General features: G+C 63.5%; 15 protein-coding genes. 9 read left to right on the top strand and 6 right to left on the bottom strand.

Features of this window, described 5'->3' with window-relative positions; translation table 11 throughout:
• The first annotated feature begins 77 nt into the window (after positions 1 to 77).
• From BLU26_RS11040 to znuB, 3 genes are read left to right on the top strand one after another with little or no spacing between them, the layout of a single operon-like run.
• Entirely contained in the window at positions 78 to 572 is a 495-nt protein-coding gene (locus BLU26_RS11040; protein ID WP_092286621.1) for a Fur family transcriptional regulator, read from the top strand.
• Positions 569 to 1,339 carry a zinc ABC transporter ATP-binding protein ZnuC gene (gene znuC, locus BLU26_RS11035; RefSeq protein WP_092286619.1) on the top strand — a complete coding sequence of 257 codons (771 nt, stop codon included), beginning with the start codon at positions 569 to 571 and terminating at the stop codon, positions 1,337 to 1,339. Before BLU26_RS11040 ends, znuC begins: the two co-directional genes overlap by 4 nt.
• The gene (gene znuB / locus BLU26_RS11030) at positions 1,332 to 2,117 is read left to right on the top strand and encodes a zinc ABC transporter permease subunit ZnuB (RefSeq protein WP_092286617.1); all 786 of its coding nucleotides are present in this window, start codon (positions 1,332 to 1,334) and stop codon (positions 2,115 to 2,117) included. The genes znuC and znuB overlap by 8 nt, the downstream gene beginning before the upstream one ends.
• A 76-nt stretch (positions 2,118 to 2,193) precedes the next feature.
• Here the strand turns inward: znuB and BLU26_RS11025 are convergent, their stop codons facing one another.
• The 3 genes from BLU26_RS11025 to BLU26_RS11015 are packed head-to-tail and all read right to left on the bottom strand — an operon-like array spanning position 2,194 to position 5,929.
• On the bottom strand, positions 2,194 to 4,410 hold the full coding sequence (locus tag BLU26_RS11025; protein WP_092286615.1) for a xanthine dehydrogenase family protein molybdopterin-binding subunit: 2,217 nt from the start codon (positions 4,408 to 4,410) through the stop codon (positions 2,194 to 2,196).
• Complete coding sequence (locus BLU26_RS11020) at positions 4,407 to 5,393, bottom strand: FAD binding domain-containing protein (RefSeq protein WP_092286613.1); 987 nt, start codon at positions 5,391 to 5,393, stop codon at positions 4,407 to 4,409. The genes BLU26_RS11025 and BLU26_RS11020 overlap by 4 nt, the downstream gene beginning before the upstream one ends.
• Positions 5,390 to 5,929 carry a (2Fe-2S)-binding protein gene (locus BLU26_RS11015; protein WP_092286611.1) on the bottom strand — a complete coding sequence of 180 codons (540 nt, stop codon included), beginning with the start codon at positions 5,927 to 5,929 and terminating at the stop codon, positions 5,390 to 5,392. The genes BLU26_RS11020 and BLU26_RS11015 overlap by 4 nt, the downstream gene beginning before the upstream one ends.
• Before the next feature lie 207 nt (positions 5,930 to 6,136).
• Between BLU26_RS11015 and BLU26_RS11010 the strand changes: the two genes are divergently transcribed.
• From BLU26_RS11010 to BLU26_RS10985, 6 genes are all read left to right on the top strand, one after another.
• A complete protein-coding gene (locus BLU26_RS11010; protein WP_092286609.1) occupies positions 6,137 to 7,132 on the top strand; it encodes a ligase-associated DNA damage response exonuclease in 996 nt (331 codons plus the stop codon).
• The gene (locus BLU26_RS11005) at positions 7,132 to 8,739 is read left to right on the top strand and encodes an ATP-dependent DNA ligase (RefSeq protein WP_092286607.1); all 1,608 of its coding nucleotides are present in this window, start codon (positions 7,132 to 7,134) and stop codon (positions 8,737 to 8,739) included. The genes BLU26_RS11010 and BLU26_RS11005 overlap by 1 nt, the downstream gene beginning before the upstream one ends.
• Entirely contained in the window at positions 8,729 to 11,218 is a 2,490-nt protein-coding gene (locus BLU26_RS11000) for a ligase-associated DNA damage response DEXH box helicase (RefSeq protein WP_092286605.1), read from the top strand. The genes BLU26_RS11005 and BLU26_RS11000 overlap by 11 nt, the downstream gene beginning before the upstream one ends.
• Positions 11,215 to 11,862, top strand: coding sequence for a ligase-associated DNA damage response endonuclease PdeM (gene pdeM / locus BLU26_RS10995; protein ID WP_092286603.1), 648 nt, complete (start codon positions 11,215 to 11,217; stop codon positions 11,860 to 11,862). The genes BLU26_RS11000 and pdeM overlap by 4 nt, the downstream gene beginning before the upstream one ends.
• A 104-nt stretch (positions 11,863 to 11,966) precedes the next feature.
• Positions 11,967 to 13,181, top strand: coding sequence for a putative DNA modification/repair radical SAM protein (locus BLU26_RS10990; protein WP_092286601.1), 1,215 nt, complete (start codon positions 11,967 to 11,969; stop codon positions 13,179 to 13,181).
• Between the two features lie 11 nt (positions 13,182 to 13,192).
• Complete coding sequence (locus BLU26_RS10985; RefSeq protein WP_092288457.1) at positions 13,193 to 14,017, top strand: TIGR03915 family putative DNA repair protein; 825 nt, start codon at positions 13,193 to 13,195, stop codon at positions 14,015 to 14,017.
• A 27-nt stretch (positions 14,018 to 14,044) separates the two neighbouring features.
• Here BLU26_RS10985 and BLU26_RS10980 read toward each other — a convergent pair whose 3' ends face one another.
• The 3 genes from BLU26_RS10980 to BLU26_RS10970 form a co-directional block, all read right to left on the bottom strand.
• Positions 14,045 to 14,671 carry an SCO family protein gene (locus BLU26_RS10980; RefSeq protein ID WP_092288456.1) on the bottom strand — a complete coding sequence of 209 codons (627 nt, stop codon included), beginning with the start codon at positions 14,669 to 14,671 and terminating at the stop codon, positions 14,045 to 14,047.
• The gene (cyoE, locus tag BLU26_RS10975; RefSeq protein WP_092286599.1) at positions 14,668 to 15,573 is read right to left on the bottom strand and encodes a heme o synthase; all 906 of its coding nucleotides are present in this window, start codon (positions 15,571 to 15,573) and stop codon (positions 14,668 to 14,670) included. The genes BLU26_RS10980 and cyoE overlap by 4 nt, the downstream gene beginning before the upstream one ends.
• Positions 15,574 to 15,634: 61 nt before the next feature.
• Complete coding sequence (locus BLU26_RS10970; protein ID WP_092286597.1) at positions 15,635 to 16,672, bottom strand: COX15/CtaA family protein; 1,038 nt, start codon at positions 16,670 to 16,672, stop codon at positions 15,635 to 15,637.
• Position 16,673 lies beyond the last annotated feature (1 nt).

The raw sequence follows: 16,673 nt of genomic DNA, 5'->3' as shown, positions 1-16,673 counted from the left end.
GTAAAGTGTAATATGATAACAGCTCAATTGCCGCTGCACAGCTCAGGTTTTGCAGCGCTGCCCGACAGGATGACGCCATGACCGAGTTTCTCTCCCCGCAAGAAGCGCAGCAGCCACACGATCACAGCCGCTGTGTGAGTCACGCCCTGGATGCCGCCGAGCAGGTCTGCGCACGTGAGGGTGCCCGTTTTACCACCCTGCGCAAGCGGGTTCTGGAACTGGTATGGCAGAGCCACAAGCCGCTCGGCGCCTACGATATTCTGGAAACCCTGTCGCGTGATGATGGCCGCCGCGCAGCCCCGCCGACGGTGTACCGCGCACTGGATTTTCTGCAGGAGCAGGGGCTGGTGCATCGCATCGCTTCGCTGAATGCCTTCATTGGCTGTGCCAGCCCGGAGCATCAGCACGAGGGCCAGTTTCTGATCTGCCTCAACTGTCATATCGCCATTGAACTGGATGCCAGCGCCATCACGGCAGCCATCGCCGGCGCGGCTGAATCGCACGGCTTTGCCGTGAAAAGCGAGACTGTGGAAATCAGCGGTCTCTGTGCACAGTGCCGGGAGGCTGCGTGAGCAAACCCCTGTTGTCGTTGCAGGACGTGAGCCTGCGTCTGCATGGCACCGATGTGCTGGAGCACGTCAGCCTGCAGGTCAACCGCGGTGAAATCGTCACCCTGATTGGCCCCAACGGCGCGGGCAAGACCAGCCTGGTGCGTATTGTGCTGGGGCTGTTGAAAGCATCCGCCGGCCAGGTCAACCGGCAGCCCAGACTGCGCATTGGCTATATGCCGCAGAAGCTGCAGATTGATGCCTCCCTGCCGCTGACCGTGCAGCGGTTTCTGTTGCTGGCACCGGGTGCGAAGAAGGCCGCCGCGCACGCCGCGCTGGTTGAGGTGGGCGCGGAGCACCTGCTGGACCGCCCCCTGCAGCAGGTCTCGGGCGGTGAGTTGCAGCGCATTCTGCTGGCCCGCGCGCTGCTGCGCGAACCTGATCTGCTGGTGTTGGATGAGCCGGTGCAAGGGGTGGACGTGAACGGCCAGATAGAGCTGTATCAGCTCATCACCCGGTTGCGTGACCGCTACGGCTGCGGCGTGCTGATGGTCTCGCACGATCTGCATCTGGTGATGGCGACCACCAATACCGTGGTCTGCCTGAACCGCCACGTGTGTTGTTCCGGCCACCCGGAGCAGGTCAGCCTGGACCCGGCCTTTGTTGCCATGTTTGGCGAGCAGGCCAGCGCCCTGGCGGTGTACAGCCACCACCACGACCATGCCCACGATATGCACGGCGAAGTCGTGCCCCATGAACACAGCCACGGACCCGACTGCAACCATGCCTGATTTTCTGCTTTACGCGTTGCTGGCCGGTCTGGCGCTGGCGCTGGTCGCCGGGCCACTGGGCTCTTTTGTGGTGTGGCGGCGCATGGCCTATTTTGGCGACACGCTCTCACACTCGGCGTTGCTGGGCGTCGCCCTGGGTATGCTACTGGACGTGAACTTGACGCTGGCGGTAACCGTGGGCTGCGTGCTGATTGCCGTGCTGCTGGTGGCGCTGCAGCACAAGGAATGGCTGGCCAGCGATACCCTGCTGGGGATTCTAGCGCACGGTACGCTGTCGCTGGGGTTAGTGGTACTGGCGCTGACCGAAAACGTGCGGGTAGACCTGATGGCCTATCTGTTCGGTGATCTGCTGGCGATGACCCGCGACGATCTGTACTGGATTCTGGGCGGTCTGCTGATCGTGCTGGTGCTGATGTGCGTACTGTGGCGGCGGCTGTTGTCCATCACTGTGCATGAGGAGCTGGCGCGGGTAGAGGGTTTGCCGGTCACGGCGATTCGACTGGCGCTGATGCTGCTGATCGCCATCGTGATTGCCGTGGCGATGAAAATTGTCGGTGTGCTGCTGATTACCTCACTGCTGATCATTCCGCCGGCGGCGGCGCAGCGCCACGCCCGCACGCCGGAGCAGATGGCCCTGGGCGCCAGTGTGTTGGGCTGCGTGGCGGTGGTCGGTGGGCTGACCATGTCGTGGCATCTGGATACCCCGGCCGGCCCCTCGATTGTGGTCTGCGCGGTGCTGTGCTTTATGCTGGCGTTGGGTGTGCCGCGCCGGGCTTGAGCGCTGTTTCAGCTCTGCCTGAAACCGCCCGGCTAGCGCCGGGCGGATTGCGCTACAGCACCTCAGCCACAGTAGCTTAGAGCAGCTTATCCAGTGTCACCGGCAGGTCGCGCACGCGTTTGCCGGTGGCGTGAAAAATCGCATTCGAGACTGCGGCGGCAACGCCGACAATCCCGATCTCCCCCACGCCCTTGGAGCCCAGCGCGTTGACGATTTCGTCATGCTCCTCCACGAAGAGCACGTCTATGTCACCGATGTCGGCCTGCACCGGGATGTGATATTCGGCCAGGCTGTGATTCATGAAGCGGCCCAGGTTGTGGTCCATCTGGGTTTCTTCATGCAGGGCCTGGCTCACTCCCCAGACCACACCGCCGGCAATCTGGTTGCCAGCGGTTTTGGGATTGACCACGCGCCCGGCGGCGATGGCGCTGACCACGCGGCTGAGCTTGATCATGCCGGTGTCTTCATCCACCTTCACTTCAACGAATACCGCTGAGTGCGTGCCGGTGGCGTAACCATCGCGCACCTCGCCGGGTTCGACGCTCACTTCCACTTCCAGCGCGCCGGTCTCGGCGGCGATATCGGTCAGCTTGACCCTGTGCTCGGGCGCCTCCCGGATAAACAGCCAGCCATCGGCAAAGTCGATTTCGTCGGTGGTTTTGCCACTGAAATGGGAGGCCGGGCTTTGCTGCACGCAATCGAGCAGCTTCAGGCGCAGCTCCTGGCAGGCCTTCTGTACCGCGCTGCCGACCGATGAAACGGTGAAGGAGCCGCCTTGCAGCGGCGCTTCGGAGAGGCTCGAATCGCCCAGCTTGAATTCCACCTGATCCATGGCAAAGCCCATCGCCTCGGCGGCGATCTGCGCCATCACCGTATAGGTGCCAGTGCCGATATCCGTCGTGGCGCTGCTGACGATCAGCTTGCCGCTGGCGTCGATACAGGCCTTGGCGCTGGCCGGCATCTGCAGGGCTTCCCAGATACCGGTGGCCATGCCCCAGCCAACCAGTTGATGACCATCGCGCATGCTGCGCGGCGCCATGTCGCGTTTTGACCAGCCGAAGCGTTCGGCGCCCTGCGCGTAGCACGCCATCAGGGCCTTGCTGGAATAGGGTTTGTCTTCGTTGGCGTTGTGGTCGGTAAAGTTCTTCTGGCGCAACGCCAGCGGGTCAATGTTGGCAGCGTAAGCCAATTCATCCATAGCGCATTCCAGCGCATACACGCCGGTGGTGGCGCCGGGCGCGCGCATGTCTAGCGGGGTGTACACATCGAGCGGCACCAGTTGGTAATCCAGCGCCACGTTCGGGCACTTGTAGAGCATGCCGGACCACTGCACCTCATTTTCGGTGTAATCCTCAAAGCGCGACGTCTGGCCGATGGTCTGGTGCGTGATGGCCTGCAACTGGCCGTCGCGGCTGGCGCCCAGACTCAGCCGGTGCACGGTGGGCGGACGGTAGCCGAAGGTGAACATCTGCTGACGTTTCAGCGTTACCCGCACCGACCGCTTGAGCTTGAGCGCCGCCATCACCGCCAGTGGCAGTTGATATTGCGGCCGCAGACCGGAGCCAAAGGCGCCGCCAACAAAGGGCGAGAGAATGCGAATCTGCCCCTGCATAGCAAACACGTCTTCCAGGTAGCGCATGCAGTTCTGCACGCCCTGGGTCTTGTCATAGATATCCAGCTTGCCGCCTTGCAGGTAGTGCACGGTGGAGGCATGCGGTTCCATCGGATTGTGATGCTCGGCTGGCGTGCTGTACTGCACCTCGACCTTGACTGCGGCGGACTCCAGCGCCTGCTGTGCATCACCGCGCGGGTCGGGCAGGTCCGCCGGGGCCTTTTTCATCTGCTCAAGCTGGGCCTGCAGATCGGTGGCGTGCGGGTCCTGCTCATAGTCGATGGTAATCAGGCTGGCGGCGTAGTGCGCCAGCTCCGGATCGGCCGCCACTACCAGGGCAACCGGCTGGCCGTTATAGAGAATACGGTCGTTATACAGCGGCCGAAACGGCGAGCCGTCTGCGGCGTCATCGTCTTCGTAGGGTTTGTCATAGCCGGCAATCGACGGGCGGTTCAGGTGTGTAAGTACCAGTTCGACACCGGCCACCGCTTCTGCGGCGCGAGTATCGATACTACGCAGGCGGCCAGAGGCGATATTACTGTTTACCACGCTGCCATACAGCAGCCCCGGTAACGCGAACTCACCGGCGTAGTGCGCCTGCCCCTGCACCTTGAGTGGGCCATCGACACGGTCCAGGGCTTTGCCGACCGGAGAAGTCTCGGGAGAATGGGTGGCGTTCATCGGGCGGCTCCTTCCAGGGCGTCGCTCAGCGCGCGCACAATCGCGCGGCGCGCCAGCGCTATCTTGAATTGGTTGTCGTTGAAGCCGCTGGCGCCGGCCAGCAGGGCATCGGCCAGCTCGGCAAAGGCACTCTGCTCTGCCGCTCTGCCCACCAGCAGGGCTTCGGCCTCGCGGTTGCGCCAGGGTTTGTGCGCGACGCCGCCCAGTGCCACGCGCACGTCGCGGATCACGCCGCCATCCAGCTGCAACGCCGCCGCGACCGAGACCAGTGCAAAGGCGTAAGACTGGCGGTCGCGCACCTTCAGGTAGGCGCAATGGGTAGATAAATCCTCGGCAGGCAACTCCACGGCAGTAATCAGCTCGCCGGCCTCAAGAGTGTTGTCACGCTCGGGATGGTCGCCGGGCAGGCGGTGGAAATCGGCGAAGGGAATGCGCCGTTCGCCGTCGCTGCGCTTGACGATCACGCTCGCGTCCAGCGCGGCCAGGGCCACGCACATATCCGAGGGGTGCACGGCGATGCAGTGCTCGCTGTGGCCGAGAATCGCATGAATACGGTTCAGACCGTCGCGCGCCGGGCAGCCGGAGCCGGGCTCGCGTTTGTTGCAGGGGGTATCGGCGTCGTAAAAGTAGTAACAGCGCGTGCGCTGCAACAGGTTGCCGCCGGTGGTCGCCATGTTGCGCAGCTGCGGCGAAGCGCCGGCGAGAATGGCCTTGCTCAGCAATGGGTAGCGCTGCTCGACGCGCGCATCCCACGCCAGCTCGGCATTGCTGACCAGCGCGCCGATGCGCAGCCCGCCGTCGGCGGTGTCGTCCACGTCCTTGAGCGGCAGCCGAGTGATGTCGATCAACTGTGCCGGGCGGGTGAGGTTTTCCTTCATCAGGTCGAGCAGATTGGTACCGCCAGCGATGTATTGGCTGCCCGGCTCGAACAGCCCAACGGCTTCATCCACATCGGCTGGGCGAGCGTAACTGAACGGGTTCATCGGCTCACCTCGCTGCTGCGCTCAAGCTGTTTGCGGGTATCTGGCATGGCGTCTTCAATCGCCGAGAGGATGTTCGGGTAGGCACCGCAGCGGCACAAGTTGCCGCTCATCTGCTCGCGAATCTGCTCCGCTGTCTCGGCGCGTCCCTCGGCGGTCATGCCGATGGCGGAACAGATTTGCCCCGGCGTGCAATAGCCGCACTGGAATGCATCGCGCTTGACGAAGGCGGCTTGCATCGGATGCAGCTCATCGCCGTCGGCCAGGCCTTCGACTGTGGTCAGGCGGGCGCCGTCGTGCATCACCGCGATGGTCAGGCAGGCGTTGATGCGTTTGCCGTTGAGCAGCACCGTGCAGGCGCCGCATTGGCCGTGATCGCAGCCCTTTTTGGTGCCGCTTAGGCCGAGTTGCTCGCGCAGCAGGTCGAGCAGGGTGGTCCAGGGGTAAACCTGCAGTTGCCGGGTTTCGCCGTTGATTTCGATGTTCAGCGGGTAGGTCGCGACCTCGGTCACGCCCTGTGGGTCGGTTGTCGAACTCATGCGTGCCTCACGGTAAGGGAGGGCGCCAGCCGCTGGCGCGCCAGGATTGCGCAGTGTGTGCGTCTAAAAAATACGACTGGGTGAGGGGGCAATCGTTCAGCCGTTTGTGCCGGGCGGGCGGTGTGTGGGTGGTAACAGTGGGGCGATCGCGTTGTCACAAGGGCTGTGACTACTGAAATGGATACGGACCAATGAGTGCATCGCTGCATGCTTGATCCCCTGATCATTCCCACCGACGAGGGGCTGTTCTGTCCCGCAGGCAATTTTCATATCGACCCGTGGCGGCCGGTTGTCACGGCCGTGATTACCCATGCCCACGCCGACCACGCCCGGTCCGGCCATCAGCTCTACTACGCGCACCAGGCGAGCGTGCCCATCCTCCGGCATCGCCTGGGCGAACATGAACTTATTGGTCTGCCGTATGGCGAGCAACGGCGCTTTGGTCCGACCACGCTGAGCCTGCATTCTGCCGGGCATGTGCTGGGTTCGGCGCAAGTGCGGGTGGCGCATGACGATGGCCGGGTGTGGGTCGTCAGCGGCGATTACAAGCGCGATGCCGATCCGACCTGCGCACCTTTTGAGGTGGTGCCCTGCGATACCCTGATTACCGAGGCCACCTTCGCGCTGCCGTGCTATCGCTGGCCGCCGGTCGAGCAAGTGGGTAGGCAAATGTGGCAGTGGTGGCAGAGCAACCCGGAGCGCCCCTGCATCCTGTTCACCTATGCCTTCGGCAAGGCGCAGCGCGTGTTGGCCGCGTTGGCCGAACACACCGACCGCACTGTGTATCTGCATGGCGCCATGGTGGCGCTGACCGAGCTGTACCGCGACGCCGGGGTGGCCATGCTGCCGACCCAGCCGGTATCCGAGCTACCCCGCGACGCCTCCTTCAATGGCCAGTTGATACTGGCGCCGCCATCGGCGGCCGGCTCGCGGTGGATGCGGCGGTTCAAGAACGCCAGTACCGGTTTTGCTTCGGGCTGGATGCGCATACGCGGCAATCGTCGGCGCCGTGGCTACGATCAAGGCTTTGAGCTGAGTGATCACGCCGATTGGCCGGCGTTGCTGGCGACCATCCGCGACTGCGGTGCCAGCACCGTGCTGACTACCCACGGTCGCAGCGACGATCTGGTGCGCTATCTGCGCGAACACGAGGGCGTGGACGCCCGCGCGCTGACCACCTTGTATGGCGCGGAGGACGACTGATGCAGGCTTTCGCTGACCTCTACGCTGAACTCGATGCCACCACCCGCACCCAGGTAAAACTGGATGCGCTGGTTGCCTATTTTCGTAACGCGCCGCCCGCCGATGCCGCCTGGGCGGTATACATGCTGGCGGGTCGGCGGATGCGGCGCCTGATAGGCCCGCGCAAGTTGCGTGACTGGCTGGCCGAGGCGACCGGTTTACCCGACTGGCTGGTGGAAGAAAGCTACCAGCATGTTGGCGATCTGGCCGAAACCATCAGCTTGCTGATGGAAGACGACCGCGAGCGCACCGCGGTAACAGGCTCGCTGGCCGAGTGGATCGAGCAGGCGGTACTGGGTTTGCGCGGGCTGGATGAGCAGCAACAGCGAGAACAGGTAATGGCGCACTGGCGCAGCCTGCCGAGGCCTGCCTGTTTTCTCTACAACAAATTGTTGACCGGGAGCCTGCGAGTGGGGGTCTCCCGGGGGCTGGTCGAGCGCGCACTGGCGGCGCTCACGGAACTCCCGCGCGCCTTGATCGCACGGCGGCTGATTGGCGAGTTCGACCCCACCGCCGACTTTTATACGGCGCTGTTCGATGCCGAACAACGCGAGGAAAGCGAAGGCCAACCCTACCCGTTTTTTCTCGCCTCGCCGCTGGAGGGCGAACCTGACACCTTGGGCGACCCGCACGAGTGGCTGGCGGAATGGAAGTGGGACGGTATTCGCGCGCAGTTGATTGCCCGGCCCGGCGGGGTGTGGGTCTGGTCGCGCGGAGAAGAACCGATGAATGGCCGCTTTCCCGAGGTGGAGGCGGCTGCCGCAGCGCTGCCGGAGGTGGTGTTCGATGGTGAAATTCTCGCCTGGGATACCGACGTGCTGCCATTTTCGCAGATGCAGCGCCGCATTCAGCGCAAGACCGTTGGCCCCAAGATGCTGCGCGAAGTACCGGTAATTTTCCTCGCCTACGATGTGCTCGAGTACCAGCAGCAAGATTGGCGCGACAAGCCGCTGCGCGAGCGTCGCGCCCTGCTGGAACAACTGCTGGCTAGCACTGACGACCAAGCCATCCGCCTCAGCCCCCGTGTGGCGGCCAGCGACTGGGCGCAGCTGGCAGCGCAGCGTGAAGGCAGCCGTGAGCGCATGGTCGAAGGGTTAATGCTGAAGCGCCTGGATAGCCCCTACCGCAGCGGCCGCCTGCGCGGTGACTGGTGGAAGTGGAAGATCGAGCCGCTGACCATTGATGCGGTATTGCTGTATGCCCAGCCCGGCCACGGCCGGCGCGCCAACCTGTATACCGATTACACCCTGGCAGTGCGCGACGGTCAGGCACAAACCGAAACCTACGTGCCCATCGCCAAGGCCTACTCCGGTCTCACCGACAAGGAAATTCAAAAGCTCGACCACTGGATCCGGCGCAACACGGTAGAGAAGTTCGGACCGGTGCGCTCCCTCAAGCCTGAACACGTCTTGGAGATCGCCTTTGAAGGTATCCAGCCTTCGCCCCGGCACAAATCGGGCATTGCTCTGCGCTTCCCGCGCATCCTGCGTTGGCGGCAGGACAAGCCCGTCGCCGAGGCCGACACCCTGGAGCAGGTCAAGGAGCTGCTGCGCTTGTATGGTGGCTGAACCGCAAAGCGTCGATGGTCTGGCTGCAATTGAGCAATGGTTTGCCGCGCACAACTGGCAGCCGGCGCCTTTTCAGCGGCGCGCCTGGCAGGCCTTCCGGGCCGGGCGCAGTGGCTTGATTCATGCCTCTACCGGCTCCGGCAAAACGCTGGCAGCCTGGCTGGGGCCGGTCTCCCGCGCGCTTGAACAGCCAGCGCGCAGCGGCGGCTTGCGCGTGCTGTGGATTACGCCGCTGCGCGCCCTGGCCGCCGATACCGCCGGGCACTTGCAGCAGTCTGCCAGTGCGCTGGGGTTGGACTGGAAGGTCGAAACCCGCACCGGCGACACCTCCGCCAGCGTCCGTGCCCGGCAACGGCGCAAAATGCCCGAGACCTTGGTGACCACCCCGGAAAGTCTGTCCGTGCTGCTCTCCTATCGCAATGCTGAAGACAGCTTTCGTCAGCTGGAGGCGGTAATTGTAGATGAGTGGCACGAGCTACTGGGCAGCAAGCGCGGGGTACAGCTGCAGCTGTGTCTGGCCTGGTTGCGCGCATGCAATCCGGCGCTGGTGGTGTGGGGCTTGTCCGCCACGCTGGGCAATCTCGATGAGGCGATGGATGTGTTGCTGGGTGAAGGCGCAGCGCCCGGCGAGCGCATCACTGCCGCAGCGAATGAAACAGATGAAAAGCCGCTGACGATTCGTGGGCTGTGTCCACAGAACATAGAGCGCTTTCCATGGGCTGGGCATCTTGGCCTGTCGCAACTCGAGGGCGTGCTCGAGTATCTGCAGCAGGGCCAATCTGCGCTGCTGTTTACCAATACCCGCTCGCAGGCCGAACTCTGGTTCGAGGCGATTCTCAAGGCACGGATCGATTGGCTGACCGAGCTGGGATTGCATCATGGCTCGATTGATCGCGGTGTGCGCAAGCGCATCGAGGAGGGGCTGCGCCAGGGCGATTTTCGCTGTGTGGTGTGTACCTCCAGCCTGGATTTGGGCGTGGATTTTTCGCCGGTAGATCGGGTTGTGCAGGTGGGCAGCCCGAAAGGCGTTGCGCGTTTGATGCAGCGTGCCGGCCGCTCGGGTCATCAGCCGGGCGCGGCGAGTGAAATTCTCTGCGTGCCCAGTCATGCGTTTGAACTGGTCGAGATTGCTGCGGCGCGGCGCGCCTGGGCGGCTGGCCGGGTTGAGGCCAGGCGGCCACCGCGCCTGAGCCTGGATGTCCTGGTGCAGCATCTGGTTACGCTGGCCGCTGGCCCCGGCTTTACCGCTGATCGGGCCTTTGATGAGGTGCGCACTACGCACGCCTTTGCCGCGTTGACGCGGGATCAGTTCGACTGGTGCCTGACGTTTATTACCCAGGGCGGCCCGGTGCTGGAACATTACCCGCAGTTTCAGCGCGTAGTGGCGCAGGCTGGCCGTTACAGCGTGGAGGATACCGGCATCGCGCGGCGTCACCGGCTGTCTATCGGCACCATTACCAGCGACGCACAAATCCACGTGCGTTTCATGAAGGGTGGCAGTCTGGGCAGTATCGAGGAAACCTTCATCGCACGCCTCAAGCCGGGCGACGTCTTTCTGTTTTCCGGGCGCGCCCTGGAACTGGTCAAGGTACGCGACCTGGTGGCCTATGTGCGGCTAGCGAAGACCCGGCGCCATCGCGTGCCGCGCTGGTATGGCGGGCGCTTGCCGTTGTCGAGCGAGTTGGCCGACAGCGTGCTGGAGATACTCGAAGAAGTGCAGGCGGGTGAGTATGCCGACGCAGAGGTGCAAGCGATCGCGCCGGTGCTGGAGTTGCAGAAACAGCAGTCGGCGCTGCCGGGACGCACGCAGCTGTTGATCGAGCGCTGTCGCTCGCGGGAGGGTGAACACCTGTTTCTCTTCCCCTTTGCGGGGCGGCTGGCACATGAGGGGCTGGCAGCGTTGCTGGCCTGGCGCCTGGGTCAGTGGGTGCCGGCGACCTTCTCGCTGTCGGTAAACGATTACGGGCTCGAGCTGTTGACCTCTACCCGTCTGCCGGAGCTGAACGATGCGGACTGGCGGACGCTGCTGAGCCCGGACAACCTGCTGGACGATGTGCTGGCGGCGCTGAATGCCGGCGAGCTGGCGCGCCGCCAGTTTCGCGACATAGCGCGTATCAGCGGCCTGGTGTTTCAGGGGTTTCCGGGACGCGGCAAGAGTGACCGCCAGTTGCAGGCATCCACCGGCCTGCTGTACGACACCCTGCAGCGCTACGATCCCGAGCACCGGCTGCTGGCGCAGGCCAGCCGCGAGGTGCTGGAAGATCAGCTGGAGCTGCAGCGCTTGCAGGCGGTGTTGCAGCGCGCAGCGGGGCAAACCCTGTTGCAGATGCCGCTCGAGCGCTTTTCGCCGCTGGCCTTCCCGCTCTGGGTGGAGCGCCAGCGCAATCGCATCACGACCGAAAGCTGGCAAGACCGCGTGCAACGCATGATCGCCAGCCTGGAGCAACACGCCCAGCGCAAGACGGGAAAACGCCGATGAGCCGTACGCTGGACTGGATACTGGCGGGCGCCGAGGTAATGCTGCATGGAGACAAAGCGCTGTTTTATCCCGCCGAAGCCACCTTGCTGGTGGCCGACACCCATTTTGGCAAGGCCGCGCTGATGCGCCGGCGCGGGCTGGCGGTGCCCAGCGGGCAGAGCCGGGATGATCTGCAGCGCCTGAGTCGGCTGGTGGCGGAATTTGGCGCGCAGCGGCTGATCGTGTTGGGTGATGTGCTGCACCACCGACCGATTGCCGGCGAACCGTTTTTGCAGCAGTTCCCTGCGTGGCTGGCAGAACACAGTGGGTTATCCGTTGAAGCGGTCATCGGCAATCATGACCGACACGCGGCGGGGCTAGATATCGGTATTCAATGGCATACACACCTTGATCTGGGCCCGTTCCGCCTGTGTCACGAGCCCGAGCCGGTTCCCGGCAGGCATGTGTTGGCAGGCCACGTACATCCGGCGATGCAACTGACGGTGGCAGGTGACCGCCTGCGTGCGCCGATATTCTGGCTGCGTGAGCAGGTCACTGTGCTGCCTTCCTTCGGTGCGTTCACCGGTGGCTGGAACGTGGCGTCCGAACCCGGCGCTCAGGCAGTCATGGTCGTGGAGGGCCAGTTGTTTGCTGTGCCGGGCTAGTGCCGGCGGTCGGCGCAGGCCGCGCTGCGGGGCTTAGCGCTTGAGAAGGCTTCAGCTCTTCTTTATGCTGTATTTATATACAGTATATAGGGCGGTAAAGCGCTATGGAGTTGATTGAAAAACTCACCATCCTGGCGGATGCCGCCAAGTACGACGCGTCCTGCGCCAGCAGCGGCGCGCCCAAGCGCAGCTCCCGGGGCAAGGAGGGTATAGGCGCGACCAACGGCATGGGTATTTGCCACAGCTACACGCCGGATGGCCGTTGTGTCTCACTGCTGAAAATTCTGCTGACCAATTTTTGCCTCTACGACTGCCAGTATTGCGTGAATCGTCGCTCCAGCGATGTGCCACGCGCGCGCTTTACACCAGAAGAAGTGATCAGGCTGACGCTGGATTTCTATCAGCGCAATTACGTCAGCGGCCTGTTTCTCAGCTCCGGCATCATTCAATCGCCGGATTACACCATGGAGCAACTGATTCGGGTGGCGAAAGTGCTGCGAGAGGAACACCAGTTTCGCGGCTACATTCACCTGAAAACCATCCCGGAGGCCAGCCCGGCGCTGATTGCCGAGGCGGGCCGCTTTGCCGATCGCTTGAGCGTCAACATCGAATTGCCCAGCCCCGATAGCCTGATTCGGCTGGCACCGGAGAAGCAAGCCGGCAGCATCACCGGCGCCATGGGCACTATTGAAACGGCCTCGCAGGAGTCGCGTGCTGATCGGCGAGCGCCAAAATTTGCCCCGGGCGGCCAGAGTACCCAGATGATCGTGGGGGCCGATGCCAGTGACGACAGCCGCATTCTGCATACCGCCGAGACGCTGTACGGGGCGTACCGGCTGCGTCGGGTTTACTATTCTGCCTTCAGCCCGATTCCCAACAGCCCTGCTTCGGTACCGATGCAAGCGCCGCCACTGCTGCGCGAGCATCGGCTGTATCAGGCGGACTTTCTGTTGCGCGGGTATGGTTTCAAGGTCAAGGAGCTAATTGGTGCGCAGGGCAATTTGCCGCTAGATATCGATCCCAAGCTGGCATGGGCGCTGGCCAATCGCGAGCTATTTCCACTGGATCTGAATCTGGCCGAGCCGCATTTGATTGCGCGCGTACCGGGGATCGGCGTTCGCTCGGCCGAGCGTATCGTCAGCCTGCGGCGATTAAAGCGAATACGTTACGACGATGTGGTGCGGCTGCGCTGTGTGATCGAGAAGGCCAAACCCTTCATCGTGACCAGTGACTATCGCCCGCGTCAGGACGCTCAGGAGTCCAGCACACTGCGCCAGCAGCTGAGTGATCAACCGGCGCAGATGGCGTTGTGGGGGTGAGCGTACAGGCCATGCATATTCTGCACTGTAATAATGAGTTCGCCCGTTGGCGCGAGCAGGCCCGGCAGTTGTTGCTGCGGGCAGTGCCGCCGCACGCGGTAATCTGGGAAGACCAGGAGCACGGCCAATTGTTTGGCAACGAGGCGCCGCTCGCCGAGCCTGTTGTGCGCGCCGCGCCGCGGGTGCCGCCATCGCTGTTGAAAGACCTGGAGCTGGCGGCGCAGTATCGCGTGGCTGGGCGTTGGGGCCTGCTCTACCGCGTGCTTTGGCGGGTAGCGCACGGCGAGCGCGCGGCGATGCTGGCCGGTGATCCGGACGGCAGCCAGCTGCAAAAGCGCATCAAGGCGGTCAGCCGCGAGGCGCATCACCTGCATGCTTTTGTGCGTTTCCACCCGGTTATGGGGCGGGGCGGGCTGGATTATGTCGCCACCCATGAGCCGGCGCACGATGTATTGGCCAGTGCCAGCCTGCACTTTGCCGAGCGGCTGGGGCGTCAGCGCTGGATGATTGTGTCGTCACGCGATGCCGTGTGGTACGACGGTCAGGTGCTGCATTATCGCCAGCCCTGCCCGGCAGACTGGGCGGCCCTTGCGGCCTCGGTGAAGGATCACGATGACCCGTTATGGCAGACCTACTACAGCAGTATCTACAACCCGGCGCGGCTCAATCCGAAGGTGATGCAGGGGCATATGCCGTTGCGGTTCTGGGCCGGGTTGTCTGAAGGGCGCCTGATTCCACGGCTGATCAGCCGCACACGGGCGGGCGCGCAACGCGATGGCCAGGCTGAAGCGGTGAGCGCCAAAGCCGGCAAGGTGATTCGCTCGCCAGCACGCTAGTCGCTGAGGTCACCTGCGTTGCGATGTTTACGGCGTCATGATCCGCGGCAGCCAGTTGACCAACTGATCGTTCTTCAGCGGCGGGCGAATAAAGCCCACGTACTCGCCTGCCGGGTTGACCAGCACCACCTGACCGCTGTGATCGACCAGATAGTTCTCATTACTGGTATCGGGCTCGATATAGGCAATGGACAGCGCCTTGGCCAGTTTTGCCAGCTCGGCGGACTCGCCGGTCGCGCCGGCATAGTCGGCGTTGAAGTAGTCCAGGTAGGTCGTCAATTGCTCTGGCGTGTCGCGGTTGGGGTCTACGCTGACTAGGGTTACCTGCAGTTGGTTGCGGGTCTCGGCGGGCAGCTGCTCACTCAGCTGGCGCAACTCGGCGAGCGTCGTAGGGCAGATGTCAGGGCAGAAGGTGTAGCCGAAAAACAGCATATCCCACTGACCTTTCAGTGCGTCTGTTGTCCAGGGCTGGCCGGAGGCCGCCTGCAGCTTCACTGACGGAATCGAGCGCGGGCTATCAAACAGAAAAATACCGGCGTTTTGCAGGGCGTTGCGATCAATCGGTACCGGACGGGTGACTTTGTGAATAATTGCGCCCAACACCAGCGCCACACTGGCCGCACAAATCAGTACGGTCTTCTGCACCCCACTCAAAGCCATCCGGCTACTCCCGCGTAATGGTCAACCAGCAAGGCGACAAACAGCCACAGCAGGTACCACAGTGAAAATTTGAAGGTCTTGATCGCCGCATGCGGGCGACTGTCGCGCCACAGGGCCCAGGCCCAGTCGATAAAACGCAGGCCCAGCGCGGTGGCGACAACCAGATACAGCACGCCGCTCATGTGAATCACAAAGGGCAGCAGGCTGACGGCCAACAGGATAAAGGTATACAGCAGAATATGCAGCTTGGTGTAGCGCTCGCCATGCGTCACCGGCAGCATGGGGATGTCTACCTTGGCGTATTCCGCCTTGCGGTGGATCGCCAGCGCCCAGAAGTGGGGTGGCGTCCAGGCAAAGATGATCAGCACCAGCAGCAGACCTTCGGCCTGCACCTGACCGGTAACGGCGGTCCAGCCCAGCAGCGGCGGCGCGGCGCCGGCTAGCCCGCCAATCACGATGTTCTGCGGTGTGGCACGCTTGAGGAAAGAGGTATAGACCACGGCGTACCCCAGCAGTGAGCCGAGCGTCAGCCAGGCGGTGATGGCGTTGACCCACTGCAGCAGAATGGCCATGCCGATGCTGCCCAGGGCCAGGGCGAACAGCAGCGCATTCAGCGGATTTACCCGGCCCTGGGCCAGCGGGCGGCGCTGGGTGCGGGCCATGTGAATATCGATGCGGCGATCGACCACATGGTTGACCGCCGCCGCCGAGCCGGCGCAGAGCGCAATGCCCAGGTTGCCCAGCAGCAGCGTGCTCCAGGGCACAGCGCCGTCGCTGGCCAGCAGCATGCCGATCGCCGAGGTAATGATCATCAGCGCGACGACCTTGGGTTTGGTCAGTTCCAGATAATCGCGCCAGCCGGCACGGGCCGTCAGCATTTGCGTCACGGTGGTCATGGTCGTTCCCCCTTCAGCGGGTCTGGCCCGCCGTTATCGTTGTGCCTTGAGTATGGGTCAGTCAGACCGAACCCGCCAGCGAGCGACTGTGCAGGCGCAAGCGTTCCCGGGCCGGTGCGCGCAGGCGGTAATTGACGCTGATGACGCCCAGCAGCAACAGCGCGGCAACGCCGTTGTGCGCCACCGCCACCGGCAGCGGGATATGCGCCAGCACGTTGGTGATGCCCAGGCTGACCTGCAGCGCCAGGGTCAGGGTAATCAGCATGGCCAGCCGCGGATGGCGGCTACGCCACAGGCGCCAGGTCAGCAGCAAAACCACCAGGGTGGTCAGCACGGCGCCGAGGCGGTGGGTGAAATGAATCGCCGTGCGGCCGGGGCCGTCCAGCATTCCACCCAGGTAGTTGGGCCCCACGGGTTGATGCAGCAGATTGAAGCCGGTGGCAAAGTCCATCTCCGGCCACCACTCGCCGTGGCAGGTGGGCAGGTCGATGCAGGCGACGGCGGCATAGTTGGTACTGGTCCAGCCGCCCAGCATGATCTGCCCTATCACCACCAGCAGGGTAAGCCGGGCGAGTTTGCGCAGGCGCGTGTTGTGTGGGCTGGGCGGCACGGCCGGGACGCGTCCGGACAGCCGCAACGTGAGCAGTAGCAACAGGCTGAGCGTGGTAAAGCCGCCCAGCAGATGCGCGGTGACTACCTGTGGCCAGAGTTTCAGGGTAACCGTCCACATGCCGAACAACGCCTGACAGATAACCAAACCAAGCAGTCCAAGACTCAAGGCCACCGGGTACCCCGGCTGATGGCGTTGGCGCAGGCTGAACAGCGCCAGGCCAAGGATCACCAGCCCGAGCAAACCCGCCGCGTAGCGGTGGATCATCTCGGCCCAGGCCTTGAAGGCTTCAACCGGATCATCGGGAAAACGCAACTGCGCCGTTTCCAGCGCACTGTCACTTTGCGGCACGCTGAGAAAGCCGTAGCAGCCGGGCCAGTCGGGGCAGCCCAGGCCGGCATGCACCAAGCGAGTGTAGGCGCCGAGAATCACCACCACAAAGCACAACAGCAGCCCGAACAGGGCCCATTTGGAGGCGGATTTGTGCATG

The sequence above is a fragment of the Halopseudomonas sabulinigri genome (assembly GCF_900105255.1).
Taxonomy (GTDB): Bacteria; Pseudomonadota; Gammaproteobacteria; order Pseudomonadales; family Pseudomonadaceae; genus Halopseudomonas; species Halopseudomonas sabulinigri.
Note: the sequence above shows the minus strand (reverse complement) of the source record. Positions and strands in the feature narration are given on the sequence as shown.

Coding starts and splice junctions, on each gene's coding strand:
- BLU26_RS11040 (WP_092286621.1), top strand. CDS start 78: ATGACCGAGTTTCTCTCCCCGCAAGAAGCGCAGCAGCCACACGATCAC.
- znuB (WP_092286617.1), top strand. CDS start 1,332: ATGCCTGATTTTCTGCTTTACGCGTTGCTGGCCGGTCTGGCGCTGGCG.
- BLU26_RS11025 (WP_092286615.1), bottom strand. CDS start 4,410: ATGAACGCCACCCATTCTCCCGAGACTTCTCCGGTCGGCAAAGCCCTG.
- BLU26_RS11020 (WP_092286613.1), bottom strand. CDS start 5,393: ATGAACCCGTTCAGTTACGCTCGCCCAGCCGATGTGGATGAAGCCGTT.
- BLU26_RS11015 (WP_092286611.1), bottom strand. CDS start 5,929: ATGAGTTCGACAACCGACCCACAGGGCGTGACCGAGGTCGCGACCTAC.
- BLU26_RS11010 (WP_092286609.1), top strand. CDS start 6,137: ATGCTTGATCCCCTGATCATTCCCACCGACGAGGGGCTGTTCTGTCCC.
- BLU26_RS11005 (WP_092286607.1), top strand. CDS start 7,132: ATGCAGGCTTTCGCTGACCTCTACGCTGAACTCGATGCCACCACCCGC.
- BLU26_RS11000 (WP_092286605.1), top strand. CDS start 8,729: ATGGTGGCTGAACCGCAAAGCGTCGATGGTCTGGCTGCAATTGAGCAA.
- pdeM (WP_092286603.1), top strand. CDS start 11,215: ATGAGCCGTACGCTGGACTGGATACTGGCGGGCGCCGAGGTAATGCTG.
- BLU26_RS10990 (WP_092286601.1), top strand. CDS start 11,967: ATGGAGTTGATTGAAAAACTCACCATCCTGGCGGATGCCGCCAAGTAC.
- BLU26_RS10985 (WP_092288457.1), top strand. CDS start 13,193: ATGCATATTCTGCACTGTAATAATGAGTTCGCCCGTTGGCGCGAGCAG.
- cyoE (WP_092286599.1), bottom strand. CDS start 15,573: ATGACCACCGTGACGCAAATGCTGACGGCCCGTGCCGGCTGGCGCGAT.
- BLU26_RS10970 (WP_092286597.1), bottom strand. CDS start 16,672: ATGCACAAATCCGCCTCCAAATGGGCCCTGTTCGGGCTGCTGTTGTGC.